Below are 17,464 nucleotides of genomic sequence, written 5' to 3'. Positions count from 1 at the left end.
TTGTTTGCCATCAGTAGCTCTTCATATCCCCTACTTATAACAAAAAAACAAATAAATGAAAAGGATGGTCGTCACATCCTCACCTATGATATACTGATTTAGACACGAAATGTTCACAATTAAATGTTTGAAACCAATCCACAAAGCAAAAGGTTTAATTTGCACCATTAATTTTGTAAGCGCTATTTTGTTCTGTGTAATTCTCATTATTCCATTGTGAGGAGGCTGAACGCATGAAGATTGAAGAACTCCAGGCTGTAGTTCCAACATCCAACATGGGCTCTTATGAACAAGCTTACAACAACTTTCAGTGGGAAGATGTAGAACGTCATTTTACGTGGTATGAAACAGGCAAAGTGAATATGGCACATGAAGCGATTGATCGACATGTAGAGGAAGGTCGGGGGGAGAAAGCAGCACTTTTATATTGTGACGCAAACCGCCATGAAACCTACACTTTTTCTCAGCTCCGTGCCAGCTCGAACAGGTTCGGAAATGTGCTGCGTAAATACGGTATTGGTAAAGGGGAACGGGTGTTTATATTCATGCCGCGTTCACCTGAACTGGTCATTAGTATGCTTGGGGTTTTAAAGGTAGGGGCAGTTGTCGGTCCACTGTTTGAGGCGTTTATGGAAACGGCGGTTAAAGATCGCTTGGAGGATAGCGGGGCGGTGGCTTTAGTAACTACACCTGCGCTTCTTTCACGGGTAAAACGTGAGGAGCTTCCTGAGTTGCGTCATATTTTTGTGGTTGGTGATATGGACGAACGGGAGCAGGGAATTATTGATTTCGAAACGGAAATGCTCACATCCTCAGAAGAACTTGAGCCCGAATGGTTGAGTCGTGAAGATGGATTGATTATTCACTATACATCAGGCTCAACAGGCAAGCCCAAAGGCGTGTATCATGTACAAAATGCAATGATTCAGCATTACTATACGGGTAAAACAGTGTTGGATCTGCGGGAAGATGATGTGTATTGGTGTACTGCGGATCCTGGGTGGGTCACGGGAACGTCATATGGCATTTTTGCTCCTTGGCTAAATGGAGCCACGAATGTTATCCGTGGAGGCCGTTTCAGCCCGGAGGACTGGTATCGCACGATTGAACGTCACGAAGTGACTATTTGGTATAGTGCTCCTACGGCGTTTCGGATGTTGATGAGCGCAGGAGAGCAGGTTGTTGCCAACTATGATCTCAGCAGCTTGCGGCATGTATTATCCGTTGGGGAGCCACTGAATCCTGAGGTAGTGAGATGGGGGTGGCGAGTATACACACAGCGTATTCATGATACTTGGTGGATGACGGAAACAGGAGGCCAGTTGATCTGTAATTACCCAGAGCTGCCGATTAAGCCGGGTTCGATGGGAAAACCACTTCCAGGTATTCAGGCTGCTATTTTGGATGACAGAGGCCAGGTGTTGCCTCCTAATAGGATGGGACATTTGGCGATTCGTACACCATGGCCATCCATGATGAACCGTATATGGAACAACCCAAATAAGTTTCAGGAATATTTCCGTTTTCCCGGTTGGTATGTATCCGGTGATTCAGCTTACATGGATGAGGACGGATATTTTTGGTTTCAGGGAAGAATTGATGATGTTATTAACTCCTCTGGAGAGCGTATCGGTCCTTTTGAGGTGGAGAGCAAGCTTCTGGAGCATCCTGCCGTAGCGGAAGCAGGAGTCATTGGCAAACCTGATACTGTACGAGGAGAGATCATTAAAGCTTTTGTCGCCCTGCGTGATGGTTATACAGCGTCGGAAGCGTTACAACAGGACATTTACCGCTTCGTCAAGGAAGGGCTGTCTGCTCATGCTGCTCCGCGTGAAATTGAATTTAAGGAAAGGTTACCCAAAACTCGTTCAGGCAAAATTATGAGACGTGTGCTGAAAGCCTGGGAGCTTAACCTGCCTACAGGTGACTTGTCTACCATTGAGGATTGAATTGATGCATGTTTGCATTAAAAAGGGAGTCTCCATAGCCATTATAGCTATGGAGACTCCCTTTTTCATTAGGGTGAACTCATTCATCTCACCCAAACTATCGCTTCTTGTTTTTATCTTGACTATGGCCGAACGGCTCCAGAAGGAGCTGATTCCCCCATGGCATTCATGGAAGTAACACGGAACCAGCCTTTGGGCTTGCTGCCTGGTTTATACTCAAAGCTGGTGTTTCCGGTAGAGCCTATGTTTTTAAAAGGCTCCCCACCGCTTTCACTGTAATATACGTTATAGGCTGTTATAGCGTCCGCAGGCTTTCCTGCACTCCATTGAAGGACTACGGACGTGCCTGCCGCTTTAGCTTGGGGCTGCCCAGGAGCAGTAGGAACTTCTGTAGGCTGCGCACCTGTTCCATCTCCCTCGCCCGGAATATCTGGTGACTCAGAATCTGTAGGTGGCACTACAGGTGCTGCATTTGCTTGGGTACTTGGTCCAGATTCATGCCCTCCCACATCAACAGCGGTCACATAATAGCTTGCACTGCTTCCACCAGGGCTGTCAGAGAATACCTTGGAACCATCAGCCATGACAACCTTACCAAGCCGTTGGAAGCTGCCCCCATCTGTAGAACGATATAGACGGTAACCTACAACATCACTGTTTCCGCTTGGGCTGAAGCTAATTATGGCTTTGCCGTCACTATAGCTTACGCTGACGCTAGATGGAGCGGTAGGAGCTGCCCCATCGTCCTTGCGTGGATCAATCTGAGTAGGAGCTTCTTTATCTGCATCTTGAGGCAGATAGTAGGACAACGAATTATGCCGTCTCATCACTGTAAAGGCTTGCTGAAGCTCTTTAATCAATTCTGAGATTGGCTTTTCCCGTTTTCTAACGGTCCGTTCATACAACATATCATCTGGCGTACCATCACGTGGAATGTAATTTACACCTTGATAGGTAATGTATTTCGCACGGGTAACACCATTTTCACTGTTTTTGGGTAAATATTTACTGTTATAAATGTCTGAACCATAGGCAGATGCTGTCCGGCTTACAATACCGTCAGGTCTCTTGAAACTGTCCGTTTGGAATAACTGAGAATCTTTAGCCGTTACTTCATTCATGATTAGAGCCCATAGACGACGAGCCCGCTCTTTTTGTGCTTTCGTTTCAAGCTTGTTGACAGGTTGCTTGTAACCAACCCATACTCCCAGCGTGACGTCAGGCGTAAAACCCTCGAACCACACATCGGTGTAGGATTGCGTAGTACCTGTCTTGCCGGCGATCGGAATCTTGCCGGATTGATTAAAGTTACGCTTCACCAGTCTGCCTGTGCCTTCCGATACGGCTGTACGTAACATATCTGTCATCAGGTAGGCGGTTTGTGGTGTGAAGGCCTGCACAGGATTAGGCTGATGCTTGTACACAATATTACCTTGCGAATCCACAATCTTTTCGATCATATAGGCATCATTAAACACACCGCCATTTGGAATGGCTCCATATGCATTGGTGAGTTCTTCAACGGTTACCCCGTGGGCCAAGCCGCCGAGTACACCTGTTTGGGCGTTGTTATCACTTGGTTCCAAGGTGGTAATACCCAGTTTTTTAGCAAAAGCCCAAGCTTTACTGATCCCTACCTTTTCGTTAAACAGCTTGAGTGCTATCGTATTTAGCGATTGATTCAGTGCATAACGGGCTGTGACCAATCCTTGGTAGCGGTTGTTGGCATTTTTCGGGATGTGATATCCATTACTGCCATCCTTCAAAATAATAGGAGCATCATCCACAATCGTACCAGGCTGTACGAGTCCGCTGTCCAAAGCAGGCAGATAAGCAGCAATCGGTTTCATGGCTGAACCCGGTTGGCGTACCATCTGGGTAGCATAGTTCATTTGCTCCTTTTGGAAGTCACGACCTTCCATCATGCCGAGAATGGCGCCGGTTTTATGCTGAATCAGAATGGCCGCCGCTTGCTCGTCACCCTTGGTTTTACTTGTAGCAGAGAAGTTGTCCTTATTTTCTGCAATTTGACGCATGGATTTGTACACGCTCTTATCAATGGTGGTATATACCATATAGCCGCCTGTGCGAAGCTGCTGTTCAGCTTCTTTGAGCATGTCGTTATCATCCTTGGTTTTGGTATCTGCACTGGCATTAGCTGCTTGACTCGGATTGGTGACAGACATGAGTGCCTGAGCAGCTTGCCGCTCTGTTTCCATCATAAGGTATGGATAGGTGTTATAAGCCTTAACAGTGCGTGGTGCGAGAGATTTTTTGATATCAAAAGCCATCGCTTCATCATATTGTGCTGTATTGATTTTGTTCTCCTCCAGCATTCGGCTGAGCACCAGGTGCTGGCGGTTAATCGCTCTTTTAAAGCCAGCTTCATTAAACTCGCCTTTACCGTTGTAAGCAGAATAAGAAGAAGGGAGTTGTGGCAGACCTGCCAGATAGGCAGCTTGGGCTACATTAAGCTTGCTCAAATCATTTTCATTAAAAATACCTTTGGCCGCTGCCTTAATGCCAAAGACGTTGTAACCGCTTGATCCGTTACCAAAAGGTACCTTATTGAGATAGGCCGTAATTATTTGTTGCTTGCTTAGGAAGCGCTCAAGGCGCAGAGATAGCAAAATTTCTTTGACCTTGCGGTCATCCGTACGATCAAGATTTAAAAAGACACGACGCGCAAGCTGCTGGGTAAGCGTACTCCCTCCAGTTTGTACGGATTCATGTAGTGCCTTTTGCTTCACAGCACGCAGCGTTCCTGACAAATCGACACCTTTATGTTCGTAAAAATGGTTATCTTCAATGGCAATGACTGCGTCAATGACGAGCTGAGGAATCTCCTTAAACGTAACAGGTCTTCGATCTTCCTCGGTCCGAAGCTGCCCGATGGGAGAGCCATCATTGAAATAAGCGAAGCCTGTAATTGCATTCTTATCTACTTCCTGTAGAATCGTAGATCTGGAACGCACGGGCTCGTTTTTTACAATAGAAGCAACATAGCCGGCGGCGGTTCCCCCTGCAAATAGTGCCCCCATAAAACCGATGATGACGACCCACTTTATGACACGGCCGAGCCTTCGCATGGTTCTCCGTAAGCGGGAAGGCTTTGGCTCTGATACATTGTTTTTTTCTTCAACCATTAAGTCTTCCTCCTTTATAACAGCCATTATTATAGCATAAAATTACAAAATGAACCCATATGCTAAAAAGCCTGTCTTTTGGTGTCGTTGACTACATAAAAACAGTGTGTTATAAATAGGTCAAAGTAAATATCGTGAAAAGCAGAGAAAGACTTCAGTAGAAGGCGGAATCACGTTGTGCAGAGAGCCGATGGGTGGTGTGAATCGGTAGCGTCCCTCCTTTGAATTACCGTCTGGAGCTGTCTGGATGAATGGAAAGCTTTTGCAGGTTTGCGAAGCTAACCATAGTAATCCAGTACCGGGTGTAGACCCGTTATAGGAATGAAGTGAAAGAAACGTTTGTTTTTTGCATACGTTTCTTTAATTAGGGTGGTAACGCGAGCAGCTCCTTCTCGTCCCTTGGGATGAAAGGGGCTTTTTGGTTTGTTTAATAGTAATTTTTGGATGAAAAATAGGAGGGATTCAGGATGAAGTGGGAAGAATTGAAGCCTGAGCAACAGGCAGAGGTAGAACGACAGCTAGAAGTGATCCGCCGTGGAGTAGCGGAAATTGTTCCTGAGGATGAGCTGAAGCGTAAGGTTATTAAATCGGTTGTTAGCGGCGAGCCACTCAAAATTAAGCTGGGTCTGGATCCGTCTGCGCCCGACATTCACATCGGACATACGGTTGTTATGCACAAACTGCGCCAGTTCCAGGAATTAGGGCATCAGGTGCAACTGATTATCGGAGATTTTACAGGCAGAATTGGTGATCCGACAGGTAAATCGGAGACCCGCAAGCAACTGACTGAAGAAGATGTACAGCGTAATGCACAAACATACAAGGAACAAATTTTTAAGATTCTCGATCCTGAAAAGACAAAGATATACTACAATTCCGAATGGTTAGGACCGATGTCTTTTGCGGATGTGGTAACCCTGTCTGCCAAAGTAACGGTTGCCCGTATGTTGGAGCGGGATGATTTTACAAAGAGGTACCAAAACGGCTTGCCGATCAGCATCCATGAGTTCTTTTACCCGCTGATGCAGGGGATGGACTCTGTGGCACTCCAAAGCGATATAGAATTGGGCGGGACAGATCAAAAGTTTAATCTGCTGATGGGCAGAACCCTGCAAAAGGAATACGGAGTAGAGCCGCAGGCAACTATTACATTGCCACTGCTTGAGGGGCTTGATGGCGTTCAGAAGATGAGCAAAAGTTTAGGTAACTACATTGGTGTGGATGAGGAGCCGAACGAAATTTACGGTAAATCCATGTCTGTTCCTGATGAGCTGATGCTGAAATATTTTGAGCTTGCAACGGATATTACCAATGAGGAGCTGGCAGAGCTGGCGAAAGGTGTTAAGGAAGGTTCAGTGCATCCACGTGATGCCAAAATGAAGCTGGCCGGAACATTGGTGCGCATGTACCACGGTGAAGAGGCGGCAGAAGCGGCCAAGCAGCATTTTGTGACCGTATTCCAACAACGCGCGCTTCCTGATGATATTGAAGAATTCACCTTAACAGCTGATCAGTTAGAAGAAGGCGGTATTCGTGTGATCCAGTTGCTGACTCATCTAGGCTTTGCAGCATCTAACGGTGAGGCTAAGCGTAGTATTCAGCAGGGGTCGGTCAAAATTAATGAAGAGAAGTGGACCGATGTGAACGAAGCATACAAGCCGCAGGAAGGCGACATTGTGCAGGTAGGTAAACGGAAATTTGCTAAAATTAAGCTCGGATAATTAAATTACATTTAAAAGCAGCGTTGAGATTGATCTTGTATCTCAGTGCTGTTTTTTTATTTCTGCCAAGTGAAAAGCCGTGGTAAACTTAGCACAAATAATCAAATAAGTAGGTAAAGAGTTTTACATAATGAATACATGAGTTACCCAATTTGGGTTTAGGCAAGATAAATTACGAGTGCGGGGAAGGGTTATATGGACTACTTTAAACGAATTCAGTATGCGATTGAGTTTATTGAATTGAACCTCCGGGAAGATTTAAAAATTGCCGAGATTGCTTCACAGGCATACTTTTCAGCTTTTCATTTCCAGCGGGTTTTTCAGGCCATTTCGGGTTTTACAGTTCAACAATATATAAGAAGGAGAAGATTGTCCGAAGCGGCTAAACGGTTAAAGCAATCCAATGAAAAGGTATTGGACATTGCTATTGAGTATCAGTACAATTCGCAAGAAGCTTTTACCCGCGCTTTTGAGAAAAGTTTTGGGATCACCCCTGGGAAATATCGCAACTGTGATATTGAGCTTTCCGGGCAAAGCAAAATCAATTTTTTGGATTATCAAAAAAACGCAACGGAGGAATTAGAGGTGAACAAGCCTGTGATATTGCAACTCGAAACGACCAAAATTGTAGGATATGAATATAAAACAAATCTGAATAATGAGCAACACTATAAAGAAATCCCAGGCTTTTATGAACACTTTGGCGCACATGAATATTATATGTGTATTCCGAATAAAATCGCACCGGGAATGTCATATGGGATTGCCTGTCAATTTGAAGACAACGGTGCATTTTCATTTGTGGTGGGAGAGGCAGTTGAAAAAGAGTCGAAAGAACTGGCTGAAGGTTTCATATATATGGAGATTCCAGCAGGCAAGTATGCTGAGTTTGACGCTTCAGGATCAAATGGACGAGTTCAGAATATACGAGATTTTATTTACGGCACATGGCTTCCTAATTCTAATTTTGAACGGAGGGAGGGGCCTGATTTTGAAATTACGGACGTGATGAATTCCTATCCTGATCATTTGAATATAAAAGTCTACATCCCCATTGAATAAAATTCTCAGGCTTAATGCGTGGGGAATATAAAAAAGCACCCGAATGAATTCGGGTGCTTTTCGGTGCTAATGCAAGGATTAGCGGTTGTAGAATTCGACGATTTGTTTTTCATCGATATCTTGGGACAATTCAGCACGCTCAGGCAAACGAATGTATTTACCTTCCAGAGCTGCGTCATTGTACTCCAGATAAGCTACCAAGTGGTTACGGTTTTCCAAAGCTTCTTTGATGGAAGACAGGGAACGACTTCTTTCACGAAGACCGATCACGTCGCCAATGCTTACTTGGTAAGAAGCGATGTCAACTTTTTTTCCGTTCACAGTAACGTGACCATGAGCTACCAATTGACGTGCGCCTGCACGGGAATTAGCAAAGCCAAGACGGAACACAAGGTTGTCCAGGCGGCTTTCCAGCAAGAACATGAAGTTCTCACCAGCAATACCGTGCATGTGTTGAGCTTTGTTGAACAGGGTACGGAATTGTTTTTCACCCAAACCGTACATGTGGCGCAGCTTTTGTTTTTCTTGAAGCTGCATACCGTAGTTACTGATTTTTCTCCGTTGGTTTGCACCATGTTGTCCCGGAGGGAAAGGGCGTTTCAATTCTTTACCTGTGCCGCTCAGGGAAATACCGAGACGACGGCTCAATTTAAATTTAGGACCAGTGTAACGTGCCATTATAGAGTTAACTCCTTCATAATTAAAATTTGAGTTGGGGCTCTCTTTGCGCTCCAATTTGTTCGGCGCTACCTAGTAAGGTGAGACGCACTACTGACAGAAAAGTTCAGCCGCTGTCCTGTCAGCAACAAATAAGATGAGGGTGACACAAACTGTTACGCCCAAAATTTAAGATCCGCACAGTAGATAGTTCTGCCGTACAGTCTTTTTCAATAATATATATTATATGTTATAGTGGGTCAATGTCAAGAAGAGAAAAAGAATGAAAACGTCAAAATTTGTCGATAGGGCTTTAGAACTAAAAAAGTGGGACGAATTTCTGAAAAATGGATGCAAATTTCTAAAGTTGAGAGTAAAATAGATCATATTATGAGCTATAGTGGTGTATAGCCGCTGTCTTGGTACAGCTAATTTTGCTGTGAAGGAGCGCCTTAATATGTCGGATTTTTCAACAACGGATCAGCAAACGCTTGACAGTAAAACAGTGCAGGCTAGCGGTGCTCCGCTGTTTGATGATAAAGGATATACGTCTTTTGCCTGGCTCCAGAACATGGATATGACACCCTATGATTACCCCTATATTAATCAGCTTCTCGTCCAAGGATATCGGAATTGGTTACAGCAGAGCAATGGTATATCCTGGATCAGTGAAGAGTGTACTGCTGTTTTCAATTTTACAGGTGTTCGGGTCGCTGGTAGGGAAGAGGATGATGACGAGGATTTAGAGTTGGTCGAGCGTTGTTGCATATCTAGAGAGATGGAAGTGAGCCAGCGTAAACTTCGAGATGGAAGCCTTGCATTTGTATACATGGTTCCCATACTATGCCGCAATTACAAGAGAGAGCCTTTCGCCGCTCTTCGTTTTACACGGCCTGCTCAACATTCTGTCTTGAATCAGGACGCATTGTTAGTGGCTTCTTTGCATTTTAGATCCTGCTTTTACTCGAAGTTTGAGTATATATTTATGGAAGATATACTAGGGATGCAGAATCGGAGCGAACGTGAAGGCAGACGCCGCTCTATTTTATTTCAGATTGTAAAACGGATGCATGACAAGATTGATGTGGAAGGCGTGCTGGATGAGGTATTTGGAAGTATCGCCTATTTGTTTCCTCATGTGGATATCACGTTGTATATGAGTCAGGATCGGCACAGTCGAAATCCTCAGGTCAAGCCTTTGTTGCTGCATGAACGGGACGAGGATGTATGTGTCCGTGCATTTATGAAAGGGCAAATGGCTGTGAATGAGCCTGCCGGTCCACAAGATGAAATAACTGAAATCGGTATCCCGTTACGTGGTAAGCAGGGCGTATATGGTGTTTTTCATATGATTCTTCCAGCAGGTGCGGATAGTATGGAAAAAGTAGACGTAGAGCTGATTGCGATGATGGCAGATACAGCTGGCACCGCATTTGAAAATGCGAAGCTGCTGGAGCAATCAAATGTACTTATCCATGAATTACGGCTCATTAATGAGCTGGTTCAGCGTTTGAATCAGAGTCTGAAATTAAATGAAATATTTGAGTTTGCCGTGCAGGAGTTATTAAAAATGTTCATGGCCGACTTTTGTTGTATTGTGCAGCTGGATCAGGATGGAAGTTGCTTTAGGGTGATGTCAAGCAATGTGGAAAGTTTAAAGCTGGAGAGTTACCCTCGTGAAGGTGGATTTGCTGGACTGATATGTAAAACAGGAGAACCCGTGATTGTGTCTGACTATAGAAAGGATGGGAAGATATCCTCTCGGTTTATGGATACGACGGACTCTCAGTCTTTGATGGCTGTGCCTATGAAGAACAGGGGAACTCCTAGAGGGGTTATATTATTGTCGAGCAAGCTTCCACACTTTTTTTCTTACGATAATTACAAGATGCTGCAAATGCTAGCTCCTCATATCGGGCTGGCCGTCACTAATGCTATGCTGCATGCCGAGGTGCGGCGTCTGGCTAATATGGACATGTTAACAGGTTTGTATGTGCGTCATTATGTAGACCGAATCATTCAGGAGCATCAGGAAAAGGATTTCTGTGGCTCTCTTATTTTAGTGGATATTGATCAATTCAAGCAGGTGAATGATACGTATGGCCATCAGACGGGGGACGAAATTCTGAAAAGCGTCAGCAATATTGTTCGTTCGGCGACCCGGGAAGAGGATGTATGTGCCAGATGGGGCGGAGAGGAGCTTGCCATTTATTTGCCGCAGCTGGGGGTTCAGCAGGCACTGGGATATGCAGAAAAAATACGGTACCGTGTACAGCATGAAACTAATCCTCAGGTGACTGTTTCTTGCGGGATTGCTGAATGGAACTGGCTGGACGAGCAGATCAGTATCGAATCTTTATTTTATAGGGCAGATATGGCTTTGTATGAAGCAAAGAATGAAGGACGTAATCGTATAGTTATTGATCATATAGGCGATATGTAGAGAATATTCCTTAGGGAATGTTCTCTTTTTGTTTTGCATAACCGATTGTAGACAGGTAATCCTAAGCGTAGCTATAACATGGATGTTCTGAAACAGAATTTTTATCATGATTTATAGTCATGTTTAGGATAGGACGGATGATGGTATGCATTGGAGAAAGCAATGGGTAATGCGGGGCTGTGTGTTTCTAATTATATGTGTGTTAAGCGGTTGTGGACTGGATCGACAATATACTCCTGAGCAGATTTTTAGAAGAGCTGTTGCAGGAATGGCTGGCAGAGAGGGGATAACATTTACCGGACAGACTGGAATTAGAGCTGACGGCGGCCTGCCTACGACTAAACAGTTTGAATATCGCGGGAAGCTAAGAAATCACGATGAACTGATCATGCACTGGGGATCTGCAGAGGCTTTCCGCAAGCAAGGCGACTATGTAGCACTGAAAGAAGATAAGTCCGAGCCTGGTGTTACACATGAACGGTTTCTTCGTCAAAATGGGAAATGGATTGTGCTGACATCTGGAGATACTTCTATGGTTCAAAATGGCATGTTAAATCGCTTCAATCCGATTCAGGAGCTTGAGGAGTTAAACACACTGAATAAGAGCATTCGTATGGAAAAGGGAGCTGCCCGGGGAACCTGGGTGGTCAGGATTGAACCGGAACCTGCCTCGGCAAAGCGTTGGTTGAAAGAACGTTTAATGGCAGAAATGAATACATTAAATCCTCAAATCGGGATGTTAAAAACGCAGCATACAGAAACGAACCAAGAGCTGCAACAAAAGCTGAGCCAGGTATGGAAGCAGAGTTGTGAGGATATGAACAACCAGTTGGAGCATTCCAGTGTGCAGACTGTGTACCATTTAACTATAGATCGCCAAACGGGTTTACCCTTAAAGCTGTCATCAGAATGCCGAATTTCCCGACAGATTGCGAATGAAGAGCTGCATCAAGAGGCTCTGATCACCAGAGTTACTTTTGAGGACTACAAGTAACGGAGCGGGCATGATACAATGGAATTTGAATTAACCGTTGTTCAAAAAGAGTAAAAGAAAGAAGGAGAGACACTACATGAAAGATCCTCGAATACTTAAGCTGGCGGAAAATCTAGTAGGTTACTCTGTTGAAGTGCAGCCTGGAGAAAATGTATTGATCGAAATGATTGGTACAGAGCGTGACTTGCTTAACGCCATCATTCATGAAGTTGGTAAAAAAGGCGGAAATGTTTTTGTTCAGCTTACAGATCGTAAGGTGCAGAGCGCTATGCTTCGCAATGCGACAAAGGAAATGCTCGAAACTTGGGCTGAAATTGACCTTAACCGGATGAAACAAATGCATTGTTACATCGGAATTCGTGCAGGTGAAAATGTAAATGATCTGTCAGATGTACCGGAAGATAAAATGAAAATGTATAATTCCATTTATCAGCATGCGGTACATAGCGAACAACGAGTGAAACACACAAAATGGGTAGTGCTGCGTTATCCGAATGACAGTATGGCTCAATTGGCCAATATCAGCACTGAAGCATTCGAAGATTTTTATTTCGATGTATGTAACCTGGATTACGCGAAAATGGACAAGGCTCAAGATGCATTGGCAGACCTGATGAACCGGACAGACAAAGTACGGATCAGCGGTCCAGGTACTGACCTGAGCTTCTCTATCAAGCAAATCGGAGCCATTAAGTGTTCAGGTCAATGCAATATTCCGGATGGCGAAGTATACAGCGCGCCTGTACGTGATTCAGTTAACGGAACCATTAGCTATAATGCACAAACCCTGTATAATGGAATTACCTTTGAAAATGTTAAATTCCGTTTTGAAAATGGTAAAATTGTGGAAGCGACAAGCAACGATACAAAGCGGTTAAATGATATTCTCGATTCCGATGAGGGAGCACGCTACATTGGCGAGTTTGCCATCGGGTTTAACCCACACATTTTACACCCAATGAAGGATATTCTGTTTGACGAGAAGATTGCAGGCAGCTTGCACTTTACACCAGGTCAAGCTTATGAAACGGCGGATAATGGTAACCGTTCTTCGATTCATTGGGATTTGGTATTGATTCAGCGTCCGGAATATGGTGGCGGTGAAATTTATTTTGATGATGTTTTAATCCGTAAGGACGGCATATTTGTGCTGCCTGAGCTGGAGCCTTTAAATCCTGAAAACTTGAAATAACGATATCTGTTCTTGCTGAGAAAGCGATTTCAATGTATCATAATGAATGAGCATTGATACACGACAATCCAGTAAAGCGAGGGATCTCACTATGTCCAGCAATAATGCGGCGGTTGTTGAAATTGCACAGACGGCGAGCAAATTCACTTCTTCCATCGTCCTTCATTCCGAAAATAAGTATATTGATGTGAAAAGTATACTGGGCTTGTTTACGACCTTGGTCAGCAGTCACAGCTATGAGCTGCATGTTCACGGGCCTGACGCCGAGGAAGCCAAAAAAGCGATTATTGAGGTGTTCCAGAAGCACGGGCTGCACATTTCAGTAGCCACCTAACTTATTGAGGAAGCAAAAGCATCCCTACCTGTAACTGTAGGGATGCTTTTTTTGTCAGGTTCTTGTATTAGCCTGCAATTTGGTCTAATATTAAGGTTAGGACGTCTTGTGCGACATTGAGACATAGGGGGGAAGAATCCATGACTTCATCTGATTTGCAGGAACAATTGAATATCAAGGCCATTAATCTGCTTCAGGAAGATGCAGATAAAATAAAGAAGCTTATTGAAGTACAGATGGAGAATCTGGCAACCCGTTATTGCCCTCTCTATGAGGAAGTGCTGGATACTCAGATGTACGGATTTTCCAAGGAAGTGGATTTTGCGGTTCGCGCCGGACTTCTTCCGGAAATGGTAGGTAAACAGCTGGTCAGTGAGCTGGAACGCAATCTGGCTATTCTATATGAGGCCATGAATAATAAGGCTAATTAGGAAGACGGTTGAATTGATGAGAGCATGCGAAGTTTGAGAGCATGCTTTTTTTGATGCCATTTTTTGAAAAAGGGAACGAGAGGTCGCTTATAGCGTTCACCTTTGCCCTTGAATTTTTACAGTTTAAGGGGGTATATTTCTCTTAAAAATTCAAGGGCATTAGTGATCAGAAGATGAATTGAAACGCGAAGCAGTCACTAGAATGTAATCTACATTTTAAAACTTTGAAAGCTACACCAGGAAGAAGGATACACCTAACAATACATACACTACCAGCAGCATGAGTCCCTCATACCAGTTGGTTGAGCCGTCCTGGGTGATGGATTTGGCGATAAATACAGCGACGGCAATGGCTACCAATTCGATGGTGGTGAAAACGATATTCATCGTGTTTCCCATAAAGTAACTGACAAAAATCAGCACAGGGGCAACGAATAGGGCAATTTGCAAACTGCTACCGACAGCAATTTCGACAGATGCACCAATTTTGTTCTTCATGGCCAGTAAAATGGCGGCGCTATGTTCGGCCGCATTACCAATAATAGCGACAAGAAATGCACCCACGAACAATTCGCTGAGTCCAAATTGAGTCGTAAATACTTCCAATGTACCTACCAGCCATTCGCTGACAAAAGCGACCATAACGGTAGCGAGTACCAAATAGACAATGGATTTATTTCTAGACCATACAGGGGCATGCTCATGCGGTAATTCTTCATCTTTTTGTTTGGTCACGTCAGCTAAATAGTCCTTATGCGTAATCATAGAAAAAATAAGCCATGCAATATACGCGACAATGAGCGTGCCTGCAACAATGAGACTGAGTGTATCTGACTCGCTATCCGTGATCACATGTGTGTTCAGAAAAACAGCTGGAACGAACAAGGCAATAACAGCCACAATCATCAGGGAGCCACTTAACCCAGCCAGCGATATATTGAAATTTTGTACTTTATATTTCAAACCGCCAGCGAACAGACTCGCTCCGAGCACCAGCAGCAGATTGCCGATGATCGAACCGGTAAGACTGGCCTTTACCATATCGTAAAGACCTTCTTTGACGAGAAAAATGGCGATGATCAGCTCAGCTGCGTTACCAAAGGTGGCATTTAAGAATCCACCTAAACGTTGGCCAGCATAATGAGCAACACTTTCAGTCGCCCTACCGAGAAAACCGGCTACGAATACAACAGAAATTGCACAAATGACAAATTGGGCTATGGCATTCCAATGTGTGTAATGAGCGACTGCACTAAGAGCAAATGTCGCTATAAGCAAAGCGGGAGATAACCATTTTTTCAATGAAGAGCACCTCGATATCAATAGATGTGTACAAGTTTGGTGAATACTGTCACTTGTATGGATTTTTCTAAATTAATATACCCAAAATGATATAGGTTGTAAACGAACGATGTTTTTATACGTAAGGTTTGCATTTGGAGTGTCTGAGGCTTTACAATACAAATAAAGGATGGATGAAGGGGGACATAGGTCATGGCAGAGCAAATTCAACAACTGGAAGCAGGAAACATCAAGATTTCCAACGATGTCGTAGGAAAAATTGCCGGAATGGCCGCATTAGAGACACCAGGCATTGCTGCAATGTCAGGCGGCTTATCGGAAGGCTGGGCCAAAAGGCTGAGCGGTAAAAATGTGCAAAAGGGCGTATCAGTGGAGGTTGGACAACTAGAAGCTGCCATTGATCTACGTATTATCGTGCTCTACGAAACACCTATTCATGAGGTGTCCCGAATTCTTCAGCAAAATGTGCGAGAAGCCGTCGAAAGCATGACGGGGTTGCGGGTCGTGGAAGTGAACGTTAAAGTGGAAGGTGTCGCATTCAAGGACGATGCAGTGTAATAAAACCATTGTATGCTAAATGATCATTTTTCACTCATGCCATAAATGCCGGGAATTTCCTGGGATAATCCGCATAAGAACACGAAAACTGGTGGTTTTAAAACGCCAGTTTTCGTTTTGTGAATCTGCTGGATAACATTTTGCAGACGGACCTGTAGTTATATACATATACAAAAAAAGAACTTCCAATGCCACCGTGAATAGTGGTCATATGGAAGTTCTTTTTTTAGCGGTAACGGTTGGCTCTACGAGTTTGAAAGCGAGTGGGGACTTCATTACGGACAGTTACCCCTGTAGTGCGTTCTTGCACTGCTTGTTTGGTGTTCTCACGAGAAATACTGAGCATGATGCCCATGGAAAACATCATGACGAGCAGGGAGGAACCACCAAAGCTAATAAACGGAAGGGTTACGCCAGTGATTGGAATCGTTTGTGTTACTCCGCCGATATTAATGAAGGCCTGAATGGCGATCAAACCCATGATGCCAGTGCCCACCAACGTTCCGAACGGATCATGGCAACGCAGAGCAATGATCATGCCTCGCCAAATGAAATACAAATATAGCATTAGGAAAATGGCTGTTCCGATAAATCCGAATTCTTCACCAATGACAGAAAAGATAAAATCATTAAACGAATTGGGCAAATAATGAAGCTTGATAATGCCTTTACCAAATCCTGATCCGTTTAAGCCGCCTTCGCCAATTGCTTGCAAGGACTGCACCAGATTGTATCCCGTTCCTTGTCTATACTTTTCGGGATTAAGAAAGGCTTGAAAGCGTCCGATTTTATAATCTTGCTTGGCAGCAGTAGCTTGTCCATTTGCGCTTTCGGAATCTCCTCCAAACAACGATCCAATACCAAATACGATGGAAGCCCCTAACACAAGCAGGATGATGGATGCTGTAATGTGTTTGACGCTGGCTCCCCCGGCATAAATAATCAGGCCACTGGTGGCTACCAAAATAAAGCAGGAGCCTAAATCCGGTTGAAGCATGATGAGTCCTGCGACAGAGCCTACAATGACAGTTACAGGTATGTAGCCAGTCCGCAAATCTCTAAATCGATCTCCTTTTTTGACAATCAGCGCGGATAAGTAAAGGATGATGGATATCTTTGCGAGTTCTGTTGGCTGGAAGCCAATACTACCAAATCTGAGCCAGCTTTTTGCACCATTCAGAGAGCCTGTAAAAAGAACGATGATTAGCAGTAATATGGTTATGAAAAATAAAGGCACAAAAAGCTTTTTATATTTTTCCATCTTAATATTCATAGCTACCAGCATAATAAAAAGTCCAAGTATAGCAAATGCGGACTGGCGCTTTACAAAATATAAAGAGTCAAAATTGTATTCTTTATTCAGCAGAGCTACGCTGGAGCTGGAGCTAAATACCATGATTACACCGAATCCAACCAGCAACAAAGTGAGGATCAGCAATTGGAAATCCGGTGTCCCTCTTCTTCGAGTCTCCGGCTTCGTATTTCTCATATCAGCTTCCCCCGGTATTCGCCGCAAGGTATATTCCTCGCAGACGTTTATCATTTTATCGTTTATCCATTTTATCATAGTATGTTTGATAGGCTTCTGCAACCATCTGGAGCAACAGATATCACAACAATTCCATATCTGCTACAATAGGATAAAAATAAAGACTTGAGAGAAACGGCGCGTATG

13 protein-coding genes and 1 other annotated feature are annotated in these 17,464 nt (G+C 44.1%); of the genes, 9 read left to right on the top strand and 4 right to left on the bottom strand.

Going from position 1 to position 17,464, the window contains the following annotated elements; genetic code table 11:
- Nucleotides 1–233 precede the first annotated feature (233 nt).
- Nucleotides 234–1,949, top strand: coding sequence for an acetate--CoA ligase (gene acsA, locus ACN6NF_RS15370; protein WP_474318458.1), 1,716 nt, complete (start codon nt 234–236; stop codon nt 1,947–1,949).
- A gap of 122 nt (nt 1,950–2,071) precedes the next feature.
- Here the strand turns inward: acsA and ACN6NF_RS15365 are convergent, their stop codons facing one another.
- Nucleotides 2,072–5,095 (bottom strand): transglycosylase domain-containing protein, encoded by a 3,024-nt coding sequence (locus ACN6NF_RS15365; RefSeq protein ID WP_474318456.1) that lies wholly within the window; start codon nt 5,093–5,095, stop codon nt 2,072–2,074.
- Between the two features lie 135 nt (nt 5,096–5,230).
- Nucleotides 5,231–5,498: a binding site (T-box leader), on the top strand.
- Nucleotides 5,499–5,562: 64 nt separating this feature from the next.
- Here ACN6NF_RS15365 and tyrS point away from each other — a divergent pair.
- Together tyrS and ACN6NF_RS15355 are read left to right on the top strand one after the other, a co-directional pair.
- Nucleotides 5,563–6,816, top strand: a complete 1,254-nt coding sequence (tyrS, locus tag ACN6NF_RS15360; protein ID WP_474318455.1) for a tyrosine--tRNA ligase — start codon at nt 5,563–5,565, stop codon at nt 6,814–6,816.
- Between the two features lie 195 nt (nt 6,817–7,011).
- Nucleotides 7,012–7,878, top strand: coding sequence for an AraC family transcriptional regulator (locus ACN6NF_RS15355; RefSeq protein WP_474318453.1), 867 nt, complete (start codon nt 7,012–7,014; stop codon nt 7,876–7,878).
- 78 nt (nt 7,879–7,956) lie between these two features.
- Here ACN6NF_RS15355 and rpsD read toward each other — a convergent pair whose 3' ends face one another.
- The gene (gene rpsD, locus ACN6NF_RS15350; protein WP_031461729.1) at nt 7,957–8,556 is read right to left on the bottom strand and encodes a 30S ribosomal protein S4; all 600 of its coding nucleotides are present in this window, start codon (nt 8,554–8,556) and stop codon (nt 7,957–7,959) included.
- 436 nt (nt 8,557–8,992) lie between these two features.
- Here rpsD and ACN6NF_RS15345 point away from each other — a divergent pair, with 436 nt between their 5' ends.
- The 5 genes from ACN6NF_RS15345 (at nt 8,993) to ACN6NF_RS15325 (ending at nt 13,929) form a co-directional block, all read left to right on the top strand.
- Nucleotides 8,993–10,978 (top strand): sensor domain-containing diguanylate cyclase, encoded by a 1,986-nt coding sequence (locus ACN6NF_RS15345; protein ID WP_474318452.1) that lies wholly within the window; start codon nt 8,993–8,995, stop codon nt 10,976–10,978.
- A gap of 169 nt (nt 10,979–11,147) precedes the next feature.
- Nucleotides 11,148–11,972 carry a hypothetical protein gene (locus ACN6NF_RS15340; RefSeq protein ID WP_474319068.1) on the top strand — a complete coding sequence of 275 codons (825 nt, stop codon included), beginning with the start codon at nt 11,148–11,150 and terminating at the stop codon, nt 11,970–11,972.
- Nucleotides 11,973–12,048: 76 nt separating this feature from the next.
- Entirely contained in the window at nt 12,049–13,164 is a 1,116-nt protein-coding gene (locus tag ACN6NF_RS15335; protein ID WP_013371870.1) for an aminopeptidase, read from the top strand.
- A gap of 91 nt (nt 13,165–13,255) precedes the next feature.
- Complete coding sequence (locus ACN6NF_RS15330) at nt 13,256–13,498, top strand: HPr family phosphocarrier protein (RefSeq protein WP_474319067.1); 243 nt, start codon at nt 13,256–13,258, stop codon at nt 13,496–13,498.
- A 140-nt stretch (nt 13,499–13,638) separates the two neighbouring features.
- The gene (locus tag ACN6NF_RS15325) at nt 13,639–13,929 is read left to right on the top strand and encodes an Fpa/YlaN family protein (RefSeq protein ID WP_007431028.1); all 291 of its coding nucleotides are present in this window, start codon (nt 13,639–13,641) and stop codon (nt 13,927–13,929) included.
- A 231-nt stretch (nt 13,930–14,160) separates the two neighbouring features.
- Here the strand turns inward: ACN6NF_RS15325 and cax are convergent, their stop codons facing one another.
- Nucleotides 14,161–15,231, bottom strand: coding sequence for a calcium/proton exchanger (cax, locus tag ACN6NF_RS15320; RefSeq protein WP_474318451.1), 1,071 nt, complete (start codon nt 15,229–15,231; stop codon nt 14,161–14,163).
- A 192-nt stretch (nt 15,232–15,423) separates the two neighbouring features.
- Between cax and ACN6NF_RS15315 the strand changes: the two genes are divergently transcribed.
- Nucleotides 15,424–15,789 (top strand): Asp23/Gls24 family envelope stress response protein, encoded by a 366-nt coding sequence (locus tag ACN6NF_RS15315; RefSeq protein WP_013310912.1) that lies wholly within the window; start codon nt 15,424–15,426, stop codon nt 15,787–15,789.
- Nucleotides 15,790–16,015: 226 nt separating this feature from the next.
- Here the strand turns inward: ACN6NF_RS15315 and ftsW are convergent, their stop codons facing one another.
- Nucleotides 16,016–17,278 (bottom strand): putative lipid II flippase FtsW, encoded by a 1,263-nt coding sequence (gene ftsW, locus ACN6NF_RS15310; RefSeq protein ID WP_474318450.1) that lies wholly within the window; start codon nt 17,276–17,278, stop codon nt 16,016–16,018.
- Between the last annotated feature and the right edge of the window lie 186 nt (nt 17,279–17,464).

The sequence above is a fragment of the Paenibacillus sp. TSM33 genome (genome assembly GCF_056099025.1).
This window is presented reverse-complemented; position numbering and strand designations above follow the sequence as displayed.

Coding starts and splice junctions, on each gene's coding strand:
- acsA (WP_474318458.1), top strand. CDS start 234: ATGAAGATTGAAGAACTCCAGGCTGTAGTTCCAACATCCAACATGGGC.
- ACN6NF_RS15365 (WP_474318456.1), bottom strand. CDS start 5,095: ATGGTTGAAGAAAAAAACAATGTATCAGAGCCAAAGCCTTCCCGCTTA.
- tyrS (WP_474318455.1), top strand. CDS start 5,563: ATGAAGTGGGAAGAATTGAAGCCTGAGCAACAGGCAGAGGTAGAACGA.
- ACN6NF_RS15355 (WP_474318453.1), top strand. CDS start 7,012: ATGGACTACTTTAAACGAATTCAGTATGCGATTGAGTTTATTGAATTG.
- rpsD (WP_031461729.1), bottom strand. CDS start 8,556: ATGGCACGTTACACTGGTCCTAAATTTAAATTGAGCCGTCGTCTCGGT.
- ACN6NF_RS15345 (WP_474318452.1), top strand. CDS start 8,993: ATGTCGGATTTTTCAACAACGGATCAGCAAACGCTTGACAGTAAAACA.
- ACN6NF_RS15340 (WP_474319068.1), top strand. CDS start 11,148: ATGCGGGGCTGTGTGTTTCTAATTATATGTGTGTTAAGCGGTTGTGGA.
- ACN6NF_RS15335 (WP_013371870.1), top strand. CDS start 12,049: ATGAAAGATCCTCGAATACTTAAGCTGGCGGAAAATCTAGTAGGTTAC.
- ACN6NF_RS15330 (WP_474319067.1), top strand. CDS start 13,256: ATGTCCAGCAATAATGCGGCGGTTGTTGAAATTGCACAGACGGCGAGC.
- ACN6NF_RS15325 (WP_007431028.1), top strand. CDS start 13,639: ATGACTTCATCTGATTTGCAGGAACAATTGAATATCAAGGCCATTAAT.
- ACN6NF_RS15315 (WP_013310912.1), top strand. CDS start 15,424: ATGGCAGAGCAAATTCAACAACTGGAAGCAGGAAACATCAAGATTTCC.
- ftsW (WP_474318450.1), bottom strand. CDS start 17,278: ATGAGAAATACGAAGCCGGAGACTCGAAGAAGAGGGACACCGGATTTC.